General features: G+C 35.5%; 20 protein-coding genes. All 20 read left to right on the top strand.

From position 1 onward, the window contains the following. Window positions 1-234: 234 nt before the first annotated feature. The 20 genes from rimP (at window position 235) to BC6307_RS12360 (ending at window position 20,781) form a co-directional block, all read left to right on the top strand. Complete coding sequence (rimP, locus tag BC6307_RS12455) at window positions 235-708, top strand: ribosome maturation factor RimP (RefSeq protein WP_066413284.1); 474 nt, start codon at window positions 235-237, stop codon at window positions 706-708. Between the two features lie 75 nt (window positions 709-783). Next, window positions 784-1,890: a transcription termination factor NusA gene (nusA, locus tag BC6307_RS12450; RefSeq protein WP_066413282.1), complete on the top strand. Its 1,107-nt coding sequence runs from the start codon at window positions 784-786 to the stop codon at window positions 1,888-1,890. A 34-nt stretch (window positions 1,891-1,924) separates the two neighbouring features. Next, complete coding sequence (gene rnpM, locus BC6307_RS12445) at window positions 1,925-2,206, top strand: RNase P modulator RnpM (RefSeq protein ID WP_066413279.1); 282 nt, start codon at window positions 1,925-1,927, stop codon at window positions 2,204-2,206. Beyond that, entirely contained in the window at window positions 2,206-2,505 is a 300-nt protein-coding gene (locus BC6307_RS12440; RefSeq protein ID WP_412766298.1) for a YlxQ family RNA-binding protein, read from the top strand. The genes rnpM and BC6307_RS12440 overlap by 1 nt, the downstream gene beginning before the upstream one ends. Before the next feature lie 19 nt (window positions 2,506-2,524). Beyond that, complete coding sequence (gene infB, locus BC6307_RS12435; protein WP_066413276.1) at window positions 2,525-4,717, top strand: translation initiation factor IF-2; 2,193 nt, start codon at window positions 2,525-2,527, stop codon at window positions 4,715-4,717. Continuing rightward, window positions 4,714-4,992 carry a DUF503 domain-containing protein gene (locus tag BC6307_RS12430; protein ID WP_066413273.1) on the top strand — a complete coding sequence of 93 codons (279 nt, stop codon included), beginning with the start codon at window positions 4,714-4,716 and terminating at the stop codon, window positions 4,990-4,992. Before infB ends, BC6307_RS12430 begins: the two co-directional genes overlap by 4 nt. A 14-nt stretch (window positions 4,993-5,006) precedes the next feature. Further along, a complete protein-coding gene (gene rbfA / locus BC6307_RS12425; protein WP_066413270.1) occupies window positions 5,007-5,369 on the top strand; it encodes a 30S ribosome-binding factor RbfA in 363 nt (120 codons plus the stop codon). Window positions 5,370-5,447: 78 nt separating this feature from the next. Then, window positions 5,448-6,356: a tRNA pseudouridine(55) synthase TruB gene (gene truB / locus BC6307_RS12420; protein ID WP_066413267.1), complete on the top strand. Its 909-nt coding sequence runs from the start codon at window positions 5,448-5,450 to the stop codon at window positions 6,354-6,356. 26 nt (window positions 6,357-6,382) lie between these two features. Continuing rightward, window positions 6,383-7,333, top strand: coding sequence for a bifunctional riboflavin kinase/FAD synthetase (gene ribF / locus BC6307_RS12415; RefSeq protein WP_066413264.1), 951 nt, complete (start codon window positions 6,383-6,385; stop codon window positions 7,331-7,333). Between the two features lie 113 nt (window positions 7,334-7,446). Continuing rightward, complete coding sequence (rpsO, locus tag BC6307_RS12410) at window positions 7,447-7,716, top strand: 30S ribosomal protein S15 (RefSeq protein ID WP_066413262.1); 270 nt, start codon at window positions 7,447-7,449, stop codon at window positions 7,714-7,716. A gap of 211 nt (window positions 7,717-7,927) precedes the next feature. Then, entirely contained in the window at window positions 7,928-10,045 is a 2,118-nt protein-coding gene (gene pnp, locus BC6307_RS12405) for a polyribonucleotide nucleotidyltransferase (protein WP_066413260.1), read from the top strand. 348 nt (window positions 10,046-10,393) lie between these two features. Then, entirely contained in the window at window positions 10,394-11,257 is an 864-nt protein-coding gene (locus BC6307_RS12400; RefSeq protein WP_235858081.1) for a polysaccharide deacetylase family protein, read from the top strand. A gap of 47 nt (window positions 11,258-11,304) precedes the next feature. Further along, a complete protein-coding gene (locus BC6307_RS12395) occupies window positions 11,305-12,540 on the top strand; it encodes a M16 family metallopeptidase (RefSeq protein WP_066413253.1) in 1,236 nt (411 codons plus the stop codon). Between the two features lie 521 nt (window positions 12,541-13,061). Continuing rightward, window positions 13,062-13,319 (top strand): YlmC/YmxH family sporulation protein, encoded by a 258-nt coding sequence (locus BC6307_RS12390; RefSeq protein ID WP_066419597.1) that lies wholly within the window; start codon window positions 13,062-13,064, stop codon window positions 13,317-13,319. A 275-nt stretch (window positions 13,320-13,594) separates the two neighbouring features. Then, the gene (gene dpaA / locus BC6307_RS12385; RefSeq protein WP_066419598.1) at window positions 13,595-14,494 is read left to right on the top strand and encodes a dipicolinic acid synthetase subunit A; all 900 of its coding nucleotides are present in this window, start codon (window positions 13,595-13,597) and stop codon (window positions 14,492-14,494) included. Then, window positions 14,494-15,096 (top strand): dipicolinate synthase subunit B, encoded by a 603-nt coding sequence (locus BC6307_RS12380; protein ID WP_094366127.1) that lies wholly within the window; start codon window positions 14,494-14,496, stop codon window positions 15,094-15,096. Before dpaA ends, BC6307_RS12380 begins: the two co-directional genes overlap by 1 nt. Before the next feature lie 165 nt (window positions 15,097-15,261). Next, complete coding sequence (gene asd, locus BC6307_RS12375) at window positions 15,262-16,302, top strand: aspartate-semialdehyde dehydrogenase (RefSeq protein WP_066419602.1); 1,041 nt, start codon at window positions 15,262-15,264, stop codon at window positions 16,300-16,302. A gap of 149 nt (window positions 16,303-16,451) precedes the next feature. Then, the gene (gene dapG, locus BC6307_RS12370) at window positions 16,452-17,720 is read left to right on the top strand and encodes an aspartate kinase (protein WP_066419604.1); all 1,269 of its coding nucleotides are present in this window, start codon (window positions 16,452-16,454) and stop codon (window positions 17,718-17,720) included. After that, window positions 17,713-18,585 (top strand): 4-hydroxy-tetrahydrodipicolinate synthase, encoded by an 873-nt coding sequence (gene dapA / locus BC6307_RS12365; protein ID WP_066419607.1) that lies wholly within the window; start codon window positions 17,713-17,715, stop codon window positions 18,583-18,585. The genes dapG and dapA overlap by 8 nt, the downstream gene beginning before the upstream one ends. A gap of 528 nt (window positions 18,586-19,113) precedes the next feature. Next, window positions 19,114-20,781 (top strand): ribonuclease J, encoded by a 1,668-nt coding sequence (locus BC6307_RS12360; RefSeq protein ID WP_066419611.1) that lies wholly within the window; start codon window positions 19,114-19,116, stop codon window positions 20,779-20,781. Window positions 20,782-20,809: the final 28 nt, after the last annotated feature.

Raw genomic sequence — 20,809 nt, 5'->3', positions numbered from 1 at the left:
GAGTGGGGAAACCCACTCTTTCGTTATTATTTACCCTTCTTCTTTTAGCAAATGCTTGTTTTCTCTTCGTACATAACTGTTGGTAATGAGTAATGCATTCGTTCCCCTGCTATTAGCGGGGGATTTTATTCGAAAAATAGGAAATAAAAAGAGAAGGAAAAAGTAAAGTACATCTTCTCCTTACACATGAAAATTCATACTACGCGTTTCCCATTTTGGGAAAGGAGGATAACAATGAGTGAAAAAGTAACAGAAACCGTTCAACAATTAATGGAACCAATTGTCCTTGAAATGAATTTAGAACTAGTCGATATTGAATATTTAAAAGAAGGATCTTCATGGTTTCTACGTGTTTACGTTGATAAAGATGGTGGAATCGATATTGAAGATTGTGGGGTTGTTAGTGAAAAGTTAAGCGAAAAACTAGACGACTTAGATCCAATACCACATAATTATTTTTTAGAAGTTTCCTCTCCTGGTGCAGAACGACCTTTAAAGAAGAAGGAAGATATCGCGCGTGCTATAGGGAAAAATATTAATGTAAAAACGTATGAACCGATTGAAGGAACAAAAACCTTTGAAGGAACTTTAATATCCTTTGACAATGAAACACTTGTTATACAAGTAACTATTAAGACTAAGAAAAAAGAAGTTTCTATTCCATATGAAAAGGTAGCAAAAGCACGATTAGCAATTAGCTTTAGTTAGTTAAACTAGAAAAAATATTAAACTTTGTTTTGGATGTAATGAAAAGACATTTGTATTAAGGGGGACTGTTGTTAGATGAGCAGTGAATTATTAGATGCCCTATCCTTAATGGTAAAGGAAAAAGGTATTAGTGAAGATGTTATTATTGAAGCGATTGAAGCTGCACTGATTTCCGCTTATAAAAGAAACTTTAATCAAGCACAGAACGTTCGTGTAGATTTAAATATGGAAACAGGGACTTTCCGTGTATTTGCTAGAAAAGAAGTTGTGGAGGAAGTGTTCGATCCGCGACTAGAAATTTCTGTAGCAGAAGCACGTCAAATTAATCCGAATTATCAAGAGAATGATGTACTTGAAATGGAAGTTACACCTAAAGACTTTGGTAGAATCGCTGCTCAAACAGCAAAACAAGTTGTAACTCAACGAGTAAGAGAGGCTGAGCGAGGTGTTATCTATTCAGAGTATATCGACCGAGAAGAAGATATAATGACTGGAATTGTTCAGAGAATCGATTCGAAATTTATTTATGTTAGTTTAGGGAAAATTGAAGCATTACTCCCAGTCGGTGAACAAATGCCTAATGAAAGTTATAAGCCACACGATCGTATTAAAGTGTATATTACGAAAGTGGAAAAAACGACAAAAGGTCCTCAAATTTTTGTTTCAAGAACACATCCAGGTTTATTAAAGCGATTATTTGAATTAGAAGTACCGGAAATTTATGATGGGACAGTTGAAATAAAGTCTGTTGCGCGCGAAGCAGGCGACCGTTCGAAAATTTCCGTACATTGTCATAATCCTGAAGTTGATCCAGTAGGAGCTTGTGTTGGTCCTAAAGGACAACGTGTACAAACGATTGTTAACGAACTTAAGGGAGAAAAAATTGACATTGTTCGTTGGTCAAGTGATCCTGTTGAATTTGTAGCAAATGCATTAAGCCCTTCTAAAGTTTTAGAAGTAATCGTAAATGAGGCAGAAAAGGCAACAACTGTAGTTGTTCCAGACTATCAATTATCACTTGCGATTGGTAAGCGAGGTCAAAATGCCCGTCTTGCAGCAAAACTTACAAGTTGGAAAATTGATATAAAAAGTGAGTCAGAAGCGGAAGAGCAAGGTATTTATCCGAGTTTAACTCTCTCATCGGAAAAAGAAGATGAAGAAAGTGACGACTTTCGCGATTAAAGAATAGAGAACGTAAGAAAAGAGGTGAAACCAGGTGAACAATCGCAAAAAAATTCCAATGCGTAAATGTGTAGTTAGTCAAGAAATGAAGCCGAAAAAAGAACTCGTAAGAATTGTCCGTTCAAAAGAAGGTGAGGTTTCCATTGATTTGACAGGAAAGAAGTCTGGTCGAGGGGCATATTTAGCTAAAGATAAAGAAATTATTTTATCAGCTAAAAAACGTAACATTTTATCCCGACATTTAGATGTAGCGATTGAAGATTCATTATATGATGAATTAATTCAACTGGTGGATAAGGAGAAACAACAATTGTGATAAATAATAATTGGTTATCCACGCTTGGTCTTGCTACAAGAGCACGTAAAACGGTTACTGGTGAAGAGTTAGTATTAAAAGAAGTCCGTAGTGGAAAAGCGAAACTTGTATTGCTTGCGGGAGATGCTTCCCAAAATACAGCAAAGAAAATACAAGATAAGTGTAAGCATTATGAAATACCGATTAAAGTTGTCGTCGATCGGTATGAGTTAGGTCGAGCTATTGGAAAAGAAGCTAGGGTCGTCATAGCGATAGTAGATAAAGGATTTGCTACGAAATTATTAACAATGCTCGATTAATTTTTCTGGGGGTGAACGTATGACAAAAATTCGAGTTTATGAATTTGCCAAACAAAATAATATATCAAGTAAGGAAGTCATTACAAAATTAAAGGAATTAAATGTCGATGTTGCTAACCATATGTCAACGATAGATGACGCTTCACTAAATAAATTGCAACAAACATACAGTGCTAAACAAACAAATAAAACAGAAGGTAATGATCAAGTGAAAGAATCTAACAACAAAGAAGTGAAACGTCCTTCTACAACTACAGTAAAAGAAGGAAATAAAAAACAAACAAGTAACAGTGGGCAAGCTTCTAATAATAACAAAAAGCCTGAAAAGAAAAACAATAACACTCAACAGAACCAGAACAATCAAAATCGTGGTAATAAAAATAAAAAGCAACAAAAAAACAGAAACAATCAACAACAACAAAAACAACAAGCTCCACAGCAACCTAAAGTGAAAGAATTACCAAGTAAAATAACTTTTTCTGAATCCTTATCAGTTGCAGAATTAGCGAAAAAGTTACATAAAGAACCTTCTGAAATTATTAAGAAATTATTTATGTTAGGTGTTATGGCCACTATTAACCAAGAGTTGGAAAAGGATGCTATTGAATTAATTGCTTCAGAGTACGGTGTAGAGGTTGAAGAAGAAATTGTACTTGATGTAACAGATTTAGCCAACTATGAAGAAGAAGATACAGAAGAACAATTAGAAGAACGTCCACCAGTTGTAACGATTATGGGTCACGTTGACCACGGGAAAACTACATTATTAGATTCTATTCGTAATACAAAAGTTACAGCAGGAGAAGCTGGCGGAATAACACAGCATATTGGTGCATACCAAGTAACAGTTGAAGGGAAAAAAATTACGTTCCTAGATACTCCAGGGCATGCTGCGTTTACTACGATGCGTGCACGAGGTGCTAAAGTAACGGATATTACCATTTTAGTAGTTGCTGCTGATGATGGTGTAATGCCACAAACAGTTGAAGCAATTAACCATGCAAAAGCTGCGGAAGTGCCAATTATTGTTGCCGTCAATAAAATCGATAAACCAACTGCAAACCCAGATCGTGTAATGCAGGAATTAACAGAACACGGACTCATACCTGAGGACTGGGGTGGAGATACTATATTTGTACCACTTTCTGCATTAACTGGAGATGGTATTGATTCTTTACTAGAAATGATTCTACTTGTTTCTGAAGTAGAAGAATTAAAAGCAAATCCGAATAGAAAAGCTAATGGAACTGTTATTGAAGCACAATTAGATAAAGGTAGAGGATCTGTTGCTACTTTATTAGTTCAAACTGGTACGTTAAAAGTTGGAGATCCAATTGTTGTCGGAAACACTTTCGGTAAAGTACGTGCAATGGTTAATGATTTAGGACGTCGAGTAAAACAAGTAGGACCATCTACTCCTGTTGAAATAACTGGATTAAATGATGTACCACTTGCAGGAGATACATTCCTAGTATTTAGTGATGAAAAATCTGCACGACAAGTTGGAGAGGCAAGAGCTCAAAAACAATTACAAGAACAAAGATCAGAAAAAACTCGTGTAACTCTAGATGATTTATTTGAACATATTAAACAAGGTGAAATGAAAGAAATCAACTTAATTGTTAAAGCTGATGTACAAGGTTCTGCAGAGGCTCTAGCAGCAGCTCTATACAAAATTGACGTTGAAGGTGTAAAAGTTAAAATTATTCACACTGGAGTAGGGGCTATTACAGAGAGTGATGTTATTTTAGCATCTGCTTCTAACGCAATAGTTATCGGATTTAACGTTCGTCCTGACGTAAATGCAAAACGTACGGCAGACGTAGAAAAAGTAGATATTCGCCTACACCGCATTATTTACAAAGTAATTGAAGAAATTGAAGCTGCTATGCAAGGAATGCTAGACCCAGAATTTGAAGAAAAAATTATTGGTCAAGTAGAAGTACGTACTACCTTTAAAGTGTCTAAAGTTGGTACAATTGCTGGCTCTTACGTAACAGATGGAAAAATTACTCGTGATAGTGGGATTCGACTTATTCGTGATGGAATCGTTATTTTCGAAGGCCAATTAGATGCCTTAAAACGCTTCAAAGATGACGTGAAAGAAGTAAGTCAAGGTTACGAGTGTGGAATTACGATCAAAAACTTTAATGATATTAAAGAAGGCGACGTAATCGAAGCATATGTGATGCAAGAAATTGAAAGAAAATGATTTTATATATAGAATGTGAGTGCATTATTTATAATGCACAATCATTAAAAGATAAACGGGCAGTATTACAAAGAGTATTAACTCGACTAAAACAACGCTTTAATATTTCCGTAGCAGAAATGGACTATCAAGATTTATGGCAACGTACAAAAATTGCTATTGTTGCCGTTTCTGCTAGCCAGCAAATGTTGGATAAAGAGTTGAACAAAGTACTACAATACATTGATTCTTTCCCTGAATGGGAACGAGCAGAAACGTCGTTTGATTGGCTGTAAAGAGGTGATAAAAGGTGACGTTAAGAGCAAATCGTGTTGGAGAGCAAATGAAAAAAGAACTTTCCGATATTATAGGTCGTAAAATTAAAGACCCACGTGTTGGTTTCGTTACTGTTACGGACGTGGAAGTTACAGGAGACTTGCAACAAGCTAAAGTTTTTATTTCTGTATTAGGTGACGAAGAAAAGCGCCAAGATACGTTAATTGGATTAGCAAAAGCAAAAGGTTTTATTCGTAGTGAAATTGGTAAACGAATTCGCTTACGTAAAACTCCTGAACTATTCTTTGAATTTGATGAATCAGTTGATTACGGCAACAGAATTGAAAGTTTACTACAGGAAATTAATAATCAATCCCCTTCTGAAAAGGGTGAATAAAAGGATAGGCTTATGTCTATCCTTTTTCTTACTATATTGAGTGTGAATTTTGTAATTTATTTTGAAAGGATGAACAATTTGGAAGGAGTTTTAATACTAAATAAACCAAAAGGTTATACTTCACATGATTGTGTATTTAAGATACGTAAACTGCTAAAAACGAAAAAAGTAGGACATACGGGCACACTTGATCCAGAAGTTACTGGTGTTTTGCCAATTTGTATCGGAAATGCAACTAAAATAGTGGAATATTTAACAGCGGAAGAAAAGACATACGTTGCAGAAGTAACGTTAGGTAGATCAACTACAACGGAAGATCAAACAGGAGAGACGGTAGATGCCGTAGTTATTGATCGGAAAATTACTATAGAGGAAATAGAGGCTGTTACTAAAAGGTTAATAGGTGAAATTGATCAAACCCCTCCAATGTATTCAGCAGTTAAAATAAACGGGAAAAAATTATATGAATATGCAAGGCAAGGAATTGAAATAGAAAGGCCAACTAGAAAAGTTACTATTCATAATATTGATATTGTTGAGGCTCAAAATGTTTATGAAATAGGAGATGACGTCAAGTTTACAATTCGTGTAACATGTAGTAAAGGTACATATATTAGAACGTTAGCAGTTACAATCGGAGAAAAACTTGGTTTTCCAGCGCATATGTCTTCGTTAGTCCGAACCCAATCTGGAATTTTTACATTAAATGATGCAATTTCTTTTGAACAATTAGAGGAAATGGTACAATTAGATAATGTACACGATGCACTTATTCCTATTGAAAAAGCATTACGTGGATTGCCTGCATTAACAATTAATGATACAGTAGCAGAGAAAGTAAAAAATGGGGCAGTTTTACCCCTACCAGAAGAAATGAAAGATGAAGATCTTTTTGTTGTGTACTATGAAGGGAAATGTCTCGCTATTTATATGAAACATCCAACTAAGGAAGGTCTAATGAAGCCGCGAAAAGTGTTTCATACATAAGTTTTTACAGAAATAAGGGGTTTATCATGAAAACAGTTTATTTATCACATCCGCTTTCAATCGATGCATTACAATTAAAACCGACAGTGATGGCGTTAGGTTTTTTTGATGGAATTCATCTTGGTCATCAAAAGGTAATTAATACAGCTATAAATATCGCAAAAGAAAATGAGATGCAAAGTGCAGTATTAACACTTGACCCTCACCCTTCTGTCGTATTAAGAAACGATATGAAAAACATTCGTTATATAACTCCTTTGAAAGAGAAAGAGGAAATTTTACAAACTCTAGGAGTAGATATTCTTTATGTAGTCTCCTTCACTCCGGAACTAGCAAAGCTATCACCACAATCTTTCGTTGATCAATACATTAAAGGGTTAAATGTAAAACATATAGTCGCTGGTTTTGATTACTCGTTTGGTAGCTTTGGAAAAGGAACAATGGAAACAATGCCACAATTTTCAAATGGGGCATTTACTCAAACTGTCATAGAAAAATTAACAAAAGATAATCAAAAAGTTAGTTCTTCACTCATTAGAGAAAACTTACAACTAGGAAAAGTAGATAAGGTGAAGGAAATATTAGGTCGCTTTTACTCACTCAAAGGCACGGTAGTAGATGGAGATAAAAGAGGACGAACTATTGGTTTTCCAACTGCAAATATTGAATTAACGGATGAGTATATTATTCCAAAGCCTGGGGTATATGCTGTTACAATGGAAATAAACGATGTAATGTATAATGGCGTCTGCAACGTGGGTGTAAAGCCTACATTTACAGATAATACGAAAGTTTCTATTGAAGTGCATTTGTTTGATTTTAATGAAAATATTTACGGTGAACAAGTAAGAGTAAATTGGCATTTTTATATTAGAAGTGAACAGAAGTTTCCTAGTTTTAAGGAATTAGTACAACAAATTGAGGCGGATAAGCAGTTTGCGATTAATTATTTCCAAAAAAACAATGCTTTAACTTGATTTTTACCTCATAAAGGTGTATTCTATTATACGTACGAAAACCATTGCTTGGCATCTCGATTCACCAACGAATGCTCGGTAATTGGGGTTAAATATTGAAGGAGGTGAATAGGATGGCAATCACACAAGAGCGTAAAACAGCTTTGATTAATGAATTCAAAACACACGATACTGACACTGGTTCTCCAGAAGTTCAAATCGCTGTCCTAACTGAAGAAATTAACAACTTAAACGAACATTTACGTACGCACAAAAAAGATCACCACTCTCGTCGTGGTCTATTAAAAATGGTTGGTAAACGTCGTAACTTACTAACTTACCTACGTAATAAAGACGTAACTCGTTATCGTGATCTAATTAACAAATTAGGTTTACGTCGATAATGTGTAAAAAGCGGGATATTTCCCGCTTTTTTGTTAGGTTTTTTTGTTATATATATATTGATATGAAGTACATCTTTCGTTCATACTATACATAATGAAATTAATTTATACAGGCTTTTTCAAATGAAGTTGCTTTTATTAATCCTTATAATGAATTTTACTGGCAACACATGAGTAAAAGCTTATAAGATAAGCTAGAGAGGGGTAAAACATGGGACAAGACAAACAAGTCTTTTCTATTGATTGGGCTGGAAGACGCCTTACGGTAGAATTAGGTCAATTAGCAAAACAGGCAAATGGCGCTGTGTTAGTTCGTTATGAAGATACTGCAGTTTTAAGTACTGCAACTGCATCAAAAGAACCGAAAAATCTTGATTTCTTTCCGTTAACTGTAAACTATGAGGAGCGTCTTTACGCAGTAGGTAAAATACCTGGAGGCTTCATTAAAAGAGAAGGGCGACCTAGTGAAAAGGCAATATTAGCTAGCCGCTTAATCGACAGACCAATCAGACCATTATTCGCTGATGGGTTTAGAAATGAAGTGCAAGTGATTAGTATTGTACTAAGTGTAGACCAAGATTGTTCTTCTGAAATGGCAGCAATGTTCGGATCATCATTAGCGTTAAGCGTATCTGATATTCCTTTTGATGGGCCAATCGCTGGTGTAACGATCGGGAGAATAAACAACGAATTTATTATTAACCCAACTGTTGACCAGCAAGAACAAAGTGATTTACATCTTGTTGTTGCTGGTACGAAAGACGCAATTAACATGGTTGAAGCTGGCGCAAATGAAGTGCCTGAGGAAGTTATGTTAGAAGCCATTATGTATGGTCATGAAGAAATTAAACGACTTATTGCTTTCCAAGAAGAAATTGTACAAGCCGTTGGAAAAGACAAAATGGAAGTTACTCTATATGAAATAGACGCGACTATTGAAGAAAAAGTTCGTGAAATGGCTGAAGCTAATTTAAACAAAGCAGTACAAGTGGTGGAAAAACATGCTAGAGAAGATGCAATTACGGAAGTAAAGCAAGCAGTACTTGCCCACTTCGAAGAGCAAGAAGCTGATGAAGATACGGTGAAACAGGTAAAAGAAACATTAAGCAAACTTGTTAAAGAAGAAGTAAGAAGACTTATCACAGAAGAAAAAGTGCGTCCAGACGGCCGTAAAAAGGATGAAATTCGTCCCCTTTCTTCAGAAGTGGGAATCTTACCTAGAACTCATGGTTCTGGACTATTCACACGTGGACAAACACAAGCTTTAAGTATTTGTACTTTAGGTGCGCTTGGCGATGTGCAAATTTTAGATGGTTTAGGAATTGAAGAAGAGAAACGTTTTATGCATCATTATAATTTCCCACAATTTAGTGTTGGTGAAACTGGACCGATGCGTGGACCAGGTCGTCGTGAAATTGGGCACGGTGCGTTAGGTGAAAGAGCTTTAGAACCAATTTTACCTTCTGAAAAGGATTTTCCATATACTGTTCGTGTAGTTTCTGAAGTTTTAGAATCGAACGGTTCTACATCTCAAGCGAGTATTTGTGCAAGTACTCTTGCTATGATGGATGCAGGTGTACCAATAAAAGCTCCTGTTGCCGGTATTGCAATGGGTCTTGTAAAAAAAGGTGAACACTACACGGTTCTTACTGATATCCAAGGTATGGAAGATCATTTAGGTGATATGGACTTTAAAGTTGCAGGTACTTCAAAAGGTGTAACGGCTCTTCAAATGGATATTAAAATCGCTGGATTGTCTAGAGAGATTTTAGAAGAGGCGCTTCAACAGGCGAAAATCGGCAGAATGCAAATATTAGAGTCAATGTTAAAAACAATCGATACACCTAGACAGCAGTTATCGACGTATGCACCGAAAATTTTAACAATGACTATTAACCCTGATAAAATTAGGGATGTTATTGGACCGAGCGGTAAACAAATTAATAAGATTATCGAAGAAACCGGTGTTAAAATAGATATTGAGCAGGATGGTATGGTATTTATCTCTTCTGTTGATGAAGAAATGAACCAAAAAGCGAAAAAGATTATTGAAGATATCGTTCGTGAAGTGCAAGTCGGTGAAATTTATTTAGGTAAAGTAAAACGTGTTGAAAAATTCGGTGCGTTTGTCGAATTATTTAGCGGCAAAGATGGACTAGTTCACATTTCTGAATTAGCAGAAGAACGAGTTAATAAAGTGGAAGATATCGTAAAACTCGGTGATGAAGTATTAGTAAAAGTTATGGAAATTGATAAGCAAGGTAGAGTAAATCTTTCTAGAAAAGTACTTCTAAAAGAACAAAAAGAAAAAAATGAACAACCATCTTAATACTTTCCAAATAAGTCTGGTATATGCCAGGCTTTTTGTCATTTTTGTAATTATATACGTCTAGCTTCTAGGCCCAACTCAAACTTCGCTTTTGACTTAAACGAGTGCTTCCGCGTTTGTCCATATAATTTACAGTCATAACGGTACTAATGTTCTACTTGTACCTCCCATACATAAAATATATATAAATGGTGGAATATAATAGTAAATATATTTCTACACATTCTTATTGATCAATATTGATTAATAAACATAGGGGGATACAAGGTGAACAGACGATTTTCTACTTTTGTTTTTTGTCTTATAGCAATCATTTCCTACCAAACGACACCATATTTTAATAATTCTATTTCTACATCTATTGTTGCTCAAGAAGTTGCTGGGATTAAAGATTCATTAATGCTGGAAATTGAAGAAAAAGCATCAGCATATGAGATTCCCCCTCAAGATGCAAGAATAGATAAAGTATGGAAAGCGGTTCCAGGGTACAACGGTAGAACAGTTGATATTAAAGCATCGTATGAAAAGATGAAAAAAAGCGGTGTGTTCGATGAAAAAAAACTTGTATTTAAACAACTGTCCCCACAAATCCATTTAAAGGATTTATCGGCATCACCGATATATAAAGGGCATGAAGATAAAAAAATGGTTTCATTTATCGTCAATGTTGCATGGGGAAATGAATATATTCCCGATATGCTTGAAACGTTAAAAAAGCATGAAATTAAGGCTACATTCTTTTTAGAAGGTAGATGGGTAAAGGAGAATCCTTCAATAGCAAAAATGATTGTCGATGCTGGTCATGAGGTAGGGAATCATTCTTATAGTCATCCTAATATGAAAACATTAGGTGCCAATGCCGTAAGAGATCAATTATTAAAAACGAATAGCGTAATTGAAGCAACTACAGGTGTGAAAGTAAAATGGTTTGCTCCACCTAGTGGTAGTTTCCGTCAAGAGGTAGTAGAAATTGCAAAACAATATAATATGGGTACAATAATGTGGAGTGTCGATACGATAGACTGGCAAAGACCGGAGCCAAATGTTATTGTGGATAGAGTAATGGGAAAAGTTCATCCAGGGGCCATTATATTAATGCACCCTACAGATCCCACATCTAAATCGTTAGAAACATTAATTGTTTCTATCAAAGAAAAAGACTTACATATTGGAACGATAAGTAGCCTATTAAGTGAAGAAAGGATGGATTAACGTTAATATTCATCAATCTTATTAGGTAGGGAATAGGAGGATTTCTTTTGGTAACAAAACATACTTGTAAAAATGGTGTAAGAGTTGTACTAGAAAATATCCCAACAGTTAGATCTGTTGCGATTGGGATATGGATTGGTACAGGTTCTAGAAATGAAAATGGAGAAAATAACGGTGTTTCTCATTTCCTAGAGCATATGTTCTTTAAAGGAACAAAAACAAAAACTGCCCGAGAAATCGCGGAAAGTTTTGATTCTATTGGTGGTCAAGTTAATGCGTTTACTTCTAAGGAATATACATGTTATTACGCAAAAGTAATGGATGAGCATTCTAATTATGCACTCAATGTTTTAGCAGATATGTTTTTCCACTCTATTTTCGATGAAGAAGAGCTTGGCAAGGAAAAAAATGTTGTTTACGAAGAAATAAAAATGTACGAAGACGCACCAGACGATATTGTCCATGATTTATTAAGTAAAGCTTCTTATGGGAACCATCCTTTAGGATACCCGATTTTAGGAACAGAAACTACGTTATCGGCCTTTAATGGAGAAACGTTACGTAACTATATGAAAGAAACGTATACGCCTGATAATGTCGTTATATCTATTGCTGGTAACATAGAAGAGTCGTTTATAAAAGAAGTGGAAGAATTGTTTGGTAGTTATGAAACGGGTTATACAAAACCATCTATTCAAAAACCAGTATTTGAAACTGGAAAATTAGCAAGAAAAAAGACTACAGAACAAGCCCATCTTTGTATCGGGTACAATGGTCTTCCTGTTGGTGATGAAGATGTTTATAATTTAATTGTGATGAATAATGTTCTTGGTGGTAGTATGAGTAGTCGTTTATTCCAAGAGGTAAGGGAAGAACGGGGATTAGCCTATTCAATCTACTCCTATCATTCCTCTTTTCAAGATAATGGGATGCTAACAATCTATGGAGGAACTGGAGCTGCACAGCTTGACTTACTTTTTGAAACTGTACAATTGACGATAAATAAGTTGAAGCAAGAAGGAATTACAGAAAAAGAATTAAAAAATAGTAAAGAACAAATAAAAGGAAGTTTAATGTTAAGCTTAGAAAGCACGAATAGTAGAATGAGTCGTAATGGTAAAAATGAATTATTATTAAAAAATCATCGTTCTCTAGATGATATTTTAGAAAAGATAAACAGTATTACCGATAAGTCTGTTAATGAACTAACACATCGGATTTTTAATGATCAATATTCTCTTGCACTTATAAGTCCAGATGGAGAACTTCCAAAAGGTATATAAAATAAGAAAAGCGGAGGCGGCTCGACCTGGCCCGACAAGCATAAGATAGGCGCTGCAGGTGGGCGCTTTTTGCCCACCGGAAGTGACTAGCTTATGACCTCGAGGGCCAAGCCGCCGGAGCTAGACAGAAAGAAAAGCGGAGGCGCATCGCCTTGACCCGTACAAACTGGACTGTTTCGGTAGGAGATAAAGGAAACACGGCGAACGTAGAGAGCCGATGTTGACTTATCGTACGGACGGAACAGGAAGTTTGCTAGGGTCAATGCGCCGGAGCTAGACAGAAAGAAAAGCGGAGGCGGCTCGACCTGGCCCGACAATGAAAGTCCAAGTACAATAGGAAGACTCTCATTTGTACCACCCGCGATGACTGGCTGATGTCGTGAGCCCGATTTCCAAAGAATCAAGACGCGACAACGAAAAATTAACCTTTATAATTTAAATAAAAAATGTCTGCTATTAGTTTAACTAGCAGGCATTTTTTTTGGACAATTCTTTATATATATAGTAAGGAGGTTAGAGTGATGAGATTAAGTGAATTGGGTGGAAAAGAAATTGTTGATGTAAAGAGAGCGGAAAGACTAGGTGTATTAGGTCATACAGATTTAGAAATAAACGAAACAACAGGTGAAATAAAATCTTTAATTATTCCTTCTTTAAAATGGTTCGGTTTAAAGAAGGAAGGAGCCGAAATAAAAGTTCCTTGGAAGCATATAAAAAAAATTGGAACGGATATGATTATTATTGATATTCCAGAAGAGGAAGAAAAAAAGTTCGAATAGTGCACCGTAATATTAGCATGCCAAAAGTAAAGTCAGCCTAAGGCTGGCTTTTTTTGTAGTTATTTTTAGGGGAAATCTCTACCTTCAAACGGGAATGGTCTGTTACATGTTAGTCAGTTCTTAAAGGACGGATAGTGCTTAATATAAAAATAGACTTAACTGGTATGAATTTCATCTCTGTGTACTTATCACATCTTGATTATTAGCTACATAGGATATCGAAGTAAGTAATTATTAACGGCGTTGTTAGAAAGATATAGAAGAAGGTGACATGTATGCTGACCGGTTTGCACATAGCTGTCATTGGCGGTGATGCAAGGCAGCTTGAGGTGATTCGAAAGCTTATTGAATTAGATGCAAAACTTTCTTTAATAGGTTTTGATCAATTAGATCACGGATTTACCGGAGCTTCAAAGGAACAAATGGATGAAGTAGATTTTTCAACGGTAGATTCTATTGTCATCCCTGTTTCGGGAACAAATTTACAAGGTCAAGTGGAAACAATTTTTTCAAATGAAAAAATTTTATTGACGGAAGATATTTTAAAGAAAACACCAGAACATTGTGTTGTTTACTCGGGGATATCTAATAGTTATTTAGACTCCATTGTTTCGTCAACTAACCGAAAGTTAGTGAAGTTATTTGAACGAGACGACGTCGCTATTTACAATGCAATTCCTACTGTGGAAGGAACAATTATGATGGTCATTCAACATACCGATATTACTATTCATAATGCTAACATTGCTGTGCTCGGTCTCGGTAGAGTTGGAATGACTGTAGCTAGAACGTTTGCAGCTCTAGGTGCAAAAGTACGTGTAGGTGCAAGAAGAACGGAGCATATTGCAAGAATATTTGATATGGGGCTCACTCCCTTTCACTTGTCAGAACTTAAAAACAATGTGACAGATATTGATGTTTGTATTAATACAATTCCTCATCCTATCTTGTCCGCAAATGTAATCTCTAAAATGCCAGCCCACACGCTAATTATTGATCTTGCATCAAAGCCCGGTGGTACGGATTTTCGTTATGCAGAAAAAAGAGGTATTAAAGCTCTTTTAGCTCCCGGGCTACCAGGAATAGTTGCTCCGAAAACGGCAGGTCAAATTATTGCAAATGTGTTAAGTCAGCTATTAGGAGAAAGCTTGGAAGATAGAAAGGGGAATGAATGATGCAATTAAAAGGAAAAAGAATTGGTTTTGGTTTAACAGGGTCACATTGTACGTACGATGCAGTAGTTCCTGAAATTGAAAAATTAGTCAATGAAGGAGCAGACGTTATACCTGTTGTTTCATTTACCGTTCAAAATACAAATACTAGATTCGGTGAAGGGCAAGAATGGATTCAAAAAATTGAAGAAATAACAGGAAATAAAGCGATAGACTCCATTGTAAAAGCGGAACCTCTTGGGCCAAAAATTCCATTAGATTGTATGGTAGTCGCCCCTCTAACGGGAAATTCAATGAGTAAGCTTGCAAACGCATTAACGGATTCCCCTGTGTTAATGGCAGCAAAAGCAACTTTAAGAAATCATCATCCTGTCGTATTAGGAATTTCTACTAATGATGCATTAGGTCTAAATGGAATAAATTTAATGAGACTTATGTCTACTAAAAATATTTATTTTATTCCGTTCGGTCAAGATGCACCGGAGAAAAAGCCTAATTCTATGGTAGCACGGATGAACATGTTAGTTCCTACAGTTGTAGAAGCCATTAATAATAAACAAATTCAGCCAGTAATTGTAGAAAAATATTTGGATGACCTAAATTAATAACAAAAGCACCTGAACTAGATGTAACAACAAACATTCCGATGTGAAAATATTCCCATAAGATAAAAAATAGAGAGGAGAAAAAAATTTCTTCTCTCTTTATTTAATTACTATGCTAAAATAGATGATTAAGTAGCACTATTTATTTTGAGAGGGGTTAGACGGATGAAAGGTTTTAATATTGCTTTAGTTGGTGCGACAGGTGCTGTAGGCCAACAAATGTTGAAAACACTTGAAGAAAGAGATTTCCCAATTAAAGAATTAACACTATTATCGTCGGAACGTTCTGCAGGTACAAAAGTGATATTTAAAGATAATGAATATACAGTCCAAAAGGCAGAGCCAGATAGTTTTAATGGTGTTGACATAGCATTATTTAGTGCTGGTGGTAGTGTGTCCAAACTACTAGCTCCAGAAGCTGCAAAAAGAGGGGCGATTGTAGTAGATAATACTAGTGCTTTTCGAATGGATCCTGAAGTTCCTTTAGTTGTCCCAGAAGTGAACGAGCAAGATTTATTCAATCAAAAAGGAATAATTGCAAATCCAAATTGCTCTACAATTCAAATGGTAGTTACACTTGAGCCTATTAGAAAAAAATATGGGTTATCAAAAGTAATCGTTTCAACTTACCAAGCGGTATCTGGAGCTGGGGCTGCTGCTATTGATGAACTGCACACTCAAACACAAGCAATTTTAAATGGGGATGATTTTACTCCTTCTGTTTTACCGGTGAAAGGAGACGAAAAACATTACCAAATTGCATTTAACGCCATTCCTCAAATTGACAAATTCGAAGATAACGGGTTTACTTTTGAGGAAATGAAAATGATAAATGAAACGAAAAAAATAATGCATATGCCAAACCTATCAGTAGCTGCAACTTGCGTTCGATTGCCAGTAGTCACAGGACACTCTGAATCTGTATATATTGAAGTAGAGGATGAAAACGTGACTGTTCAAGATATTCGAAATTTACTGGAAGAAGCTCCTGGTATTACATTACAAGATAAACCGGAAGAACAATTATATCCGATGCCAGCACATAGTGTCGGTTTGAATGATGTCTTTGTTGGGCGTATACGCCAAGATCTAGATAATAAAAAAGGTTTCCACCTATGGATTGTTTCAGATAATTTATTAAAAGGTGCTGCTTGGAACTCAGTTCAAATTGCAGAAACCCTTACTAAGTTAGGAATTGTTAAATAGTTTAAGAGAGGCATATTTTTGCCTCTTTTTCTAACGAATGTATCGACATCCTCTTGAACGAAACACGTCGTTATTCCTCTTCTATAACGAAAAGTGAAAGTTTAAAGCTCCCAAGGTTTTCTTGGAATCCAACAATGAGGTGTCATACAATGAAAATAGTAGTTCAAAAATTTGGTGGTACATCAGTCCGAAACGAAATGTCGAGGGATCACGCATTCCATCATATTCATAAAAGTGTTCAACAAGGTTATAAAGTTGTAGTAGTTGTTTCTGCCATGGGAAGAAAGGGAGAACCTTATGCAACGGATACGTTATTAAGCTTATTAGAGGAAAGTAAAAGTAACGTATCAAAAAGAGAGTTAGATATGCTGCTTTCATGTGGTGAAGTTATTTCATCGATTGTCTTTAGCAGTATGTTGAATAGCAATGGTATTAAGGCTACAGCATTAAATGGTCCTCAAGCAGGTTTTCGAACAAATAATGAACATACGAATGCAAAAATTATCGATATGAAGTGTGATCACTTGTTAGAAGTGTTGCGTCATCATGATGTAGTGGTGGTAGCAGGCTTTCAAGGTGAATCTAGAACAGGAGATATTACGACGATTGGTCGTGGTGGTAGTGACACATCTGCAGCTGCGCTCGGTGCCGCATTAAGAGCTGAATGGATAGACATTTTTTCAGATGTTGAAGGTGTAATGACTGCAGACCCTAATATCGTGGAAAACGCTAAACCGCTAAATGTCGTGTCATACACAGAAATCTGTAATATGGCCTACCAAGGAGCGAAGGTTGTACACCCTCGTGCAGTTGAAATTGCGATGCAAGCGAGAATACCTTTACGGGTTAAGTCAACGTATTCTGACACCCCTGGAACGTTAGTAACGTCATTAGATAAAATAAGTGATCAACATGTTACAGAACGATTAATTACAGGAATCGCTCACGTTTCAGATGTCACTCAAATAAAAGTAACGGCAAAAGAAGGACAATATAATTTACAGTCTGAAGTATTTCGAGCAATGGCTAATGAGCAAATAAGTATAGACTTTTTTAACATATCACCTACAAATGTGATCTATACTATTGCAGACCAAATGAGTGAAAAGGCAATAGCTGTTTTAAACGAATTAGGGTATAATCCGAAGGTGACAAAACATTGCGCAAAAGTTGCAGTTGTTGGGGCCGGTATGACCGGGGTGCCTGGAGTTACATCTAAAATAGTAACCACACTATCGGAACTAGGGATCCAAATACTTCAATCTGCTGATAGCCATACAACGATATGGGTATTAGTGAAACAAGAGGATATGGAAAAAGCAGTAAAGGCATTGCACGATGCATTCGGTCTAGCACATATAAATAGTGCATTTGTATATGATTCAAAGAAAGAAGGAGAGATAAGCTGGCATGATTAATTTTGGAAAAGTTTCTACAGCAATGGTTACACCGTTTGATAATAAAGGGAATATTGATTTCGCAAAAACAACGCAATTAGTAAACTATTTAATTGACAACGGCTCAGACTCTCTCGTTATTGCTGGAACAACTGGAGAATCACCTACATTAACGAAAGAAGAAAAAATTGCCCTTTTTCGTCATGTAGTGGAAGTTGCAAACGGTAAGGTACCAGTTATTGCGGGTACAGGTAGTAATAACACAAGAGAAACAATCGATTTTACAAAAAAAGCAGAAGCTACTGGTGTTGATGCTATTATGCTTGTTACTCCTTACTACAACAAACCAAATCAAGAAGGGTTTTACCAACATTTTAAAGCGATTGTGGAAGAAACAAGCCTACCAGTCATGCTTTATAATGTACCAGGGAGAACTGCTGCTAACATGACTGCTGAAACAGTCATTAAATTATCAGAAATACGTAACGTTGTTGCCGTAAAAGAGGCAAGCGGAGATTTAAGTCAAATGACCGAAATTATTGCCAATACTTCAGAAGATTTTGTTCTATATAGTGGAGATGACGGTTTAACACTACCTGTCCTTTCTATCGGGGGAACAGGAATAGTATCTGTTGCCTCTCACGTAATTGGTAACGAAATGCAACAAATGATTGATCTTTTTGAAAATGGTGATTGGAAGCAAGCTGCATTGCTACACCAAAAGCTTTTACCAATAATGAATGGTTTATTTAGTGCCCCAAGCCCGACACCTGTTAAAACGGCTTTACAGTTCAAAGGATTAGATGTAGGTGGAGTAAGACTTCCACTTGTACCGTTAACTGAAGAAGAACGAAAAAATATTAATAGTTTAATTTCAAGTTTATAGGAAGAAATATAAAGAACAAAACTGCCGGAGCTAGACTAGTAATTCACAAATTTCCAATTTTATAGTTTCCAGATAAACGAGAAAGGCCAGATTTAAGTTTTTAAATCTGACCTTTTTTTCTTTAATAACCTCAAATATCCTCATAATATCCTTTTTACTTTTTATTGTATTCTTACTCAAGTATAGTGAATTAAAATTTAAATAACTTGTATTCCATTTCTTTCATGCGATATAATATTTCTAAATGACTCGTGCGGATTATTAAAATAAAATTTTTTGTTTTAAGTTGTAGCTAGGTCAGCTTTTCTCTATAAGCAGTACAACGGACTATTGTGGCTGACTATGATTATACATATTTTGCTATTTTTCGTTTTATAGTGGGAAAGTGTAAATGAAAACAAATTAATATTTTTTACTACTTATTAAAATATTTACATATTTTAATGCTTTTCGTTATTTATTTTTTTGTAAAAAGAGAAAAAAGGCATCAAGTTTGCCTATTCATTATATATGTAGGAGGAAAAGACATTGGATGCAACAAAGAAAGAGAAAATTAAATTATTCTCCCTTGGTGGGGTAGGAGAAGTTGGTAAAAACATGTATGTGCTAGAAGTTGGGGAGCATATTTATGTTGTTGATTGTGGGGTTATGATACCAGAGGATGGTATGTTTGGTATCGATATGGTAATGCCGGATATTACTTATTTAGAAGATAATGTTGATAAAGTACGTGGTATCTTTTTAACACATGGACATGAAGATCATATTGGGGCACTTCCGTTCGTACTAAGAAAAGTTCAAGCACCTGTTTACGGTACGAAATTAACTTTAGAATTAGCAAAAGATCTAACGCAAAAAGAGAGTAATTATAATGAATTTAAATTTGTAGAAGTGACAAGTAATACAGTTCTATCTTTTCCAAATGTAACCGTTCAATTTTTCTCTGCGAATCATAGTATTCCTGACTCTGTTGGGATTTCGTTTAAAACCGAACAGGGAGCAATCGTTTATACAGGCGACTTTAAATTTGACCAATCTTTAACAGGTGGAAATAATACAGATATTGGAAAAATTGCGAATATTGGTAATGAAGGAGTCTTGTGTTTACTAAGTGACAGCTTAAATGCAGAAAAACCAGGCAATACCATTTCAGAAAGCGTTGTTCAAAGAGAAATTTCTGACGTATTTTATCATACTACGACTAGAATATTCGTTAGTTGTTTAGCTACAAATATCCAAAGAATACAACAAGTCGTCAATGCTGCAGAGGAAACTGGTCGTAAGCTCGTCATTATTAGTTCGAATTCAAATAAAATTTTAGAAATTGCAAAAAAATTAAATTACTTACAAATTCCAGACGACCTTGTAATTCCAGCAAGTGAAATATCTAAATATGATGATAATAAAATAGTAGTTTTAACAGTAGGTACACATGCTCAAATGTTAGTGTCCTTAACAAAAATGGCAAAAGGTACACATAAATATGTTCAAATTAAAGAGGACGACACAGTCCTAATTGCAACCTCTCCGATTCCGGGGATGGAATTAAATGTATCAAAAGTAATTGATAAATTATTCCGTGCTGGTGCGAACGTAATCTATGGGCAACGAAAAATACATGTATCTGGACATGCTTCACAAGAAGAGTTGAAATTAATGATTAATCTCGTTAAACCTAAATATTTATTACCTATTCAAGGAGAGTACAAAATGCAAATGGCATTAGCAAAGGTTGCTGAAAGTACTGGCCTTACTGCCGACTCCATTTTCTTAACAGAAAAAGGCGATGTTATTGAATTCATAAATGGAGAAGCGAAACATGGTGGTAAAGTACCTGCAGGGAATACTTTAATTGATGGTTTAGGTGTTGGAGATATAGGTAATATTGTGTTAAGAGATAGAAGACTTCTTTCACAAGATGGAATTTTAATCGTTGTTGTTACGATTAGTAAAGAGAAAAAGTTGATTGTTTCAGGTCCTGAAATTATCTCACGAGGGTTTGTATACGTAAGAGAATCAGAAAAATTGTTAGAAGATGCAAGTGAACTTGTAAAGAAAATAATGGATGAAAATATTAAAGGTAAAGTAATTGAATGGTCTACATTAAAGTTAAGTATCAGAGAATCGTTAAACCAATATTTCTTTGAGAAAACGAGAAGAAGACCGATGATTTTACCTATTATTATGGAAGTTTAACAATACGTGAGCCATTCTTTATAGAAAC

It is taken from the genome of Sutcliffiella cohnii (assembly GCF_002250055.1).
Classification (GTDB): Bacteria; Bacillota; Bacilli; order Bacillales; family Bacillaceae_I; genus Sutcliffiella; species Sutcliffiella cohnii.
Note: the sequence above shows the minus strand (reverse complement) of the source record. Positions and strands in the feature narration are given on the sequence as shown.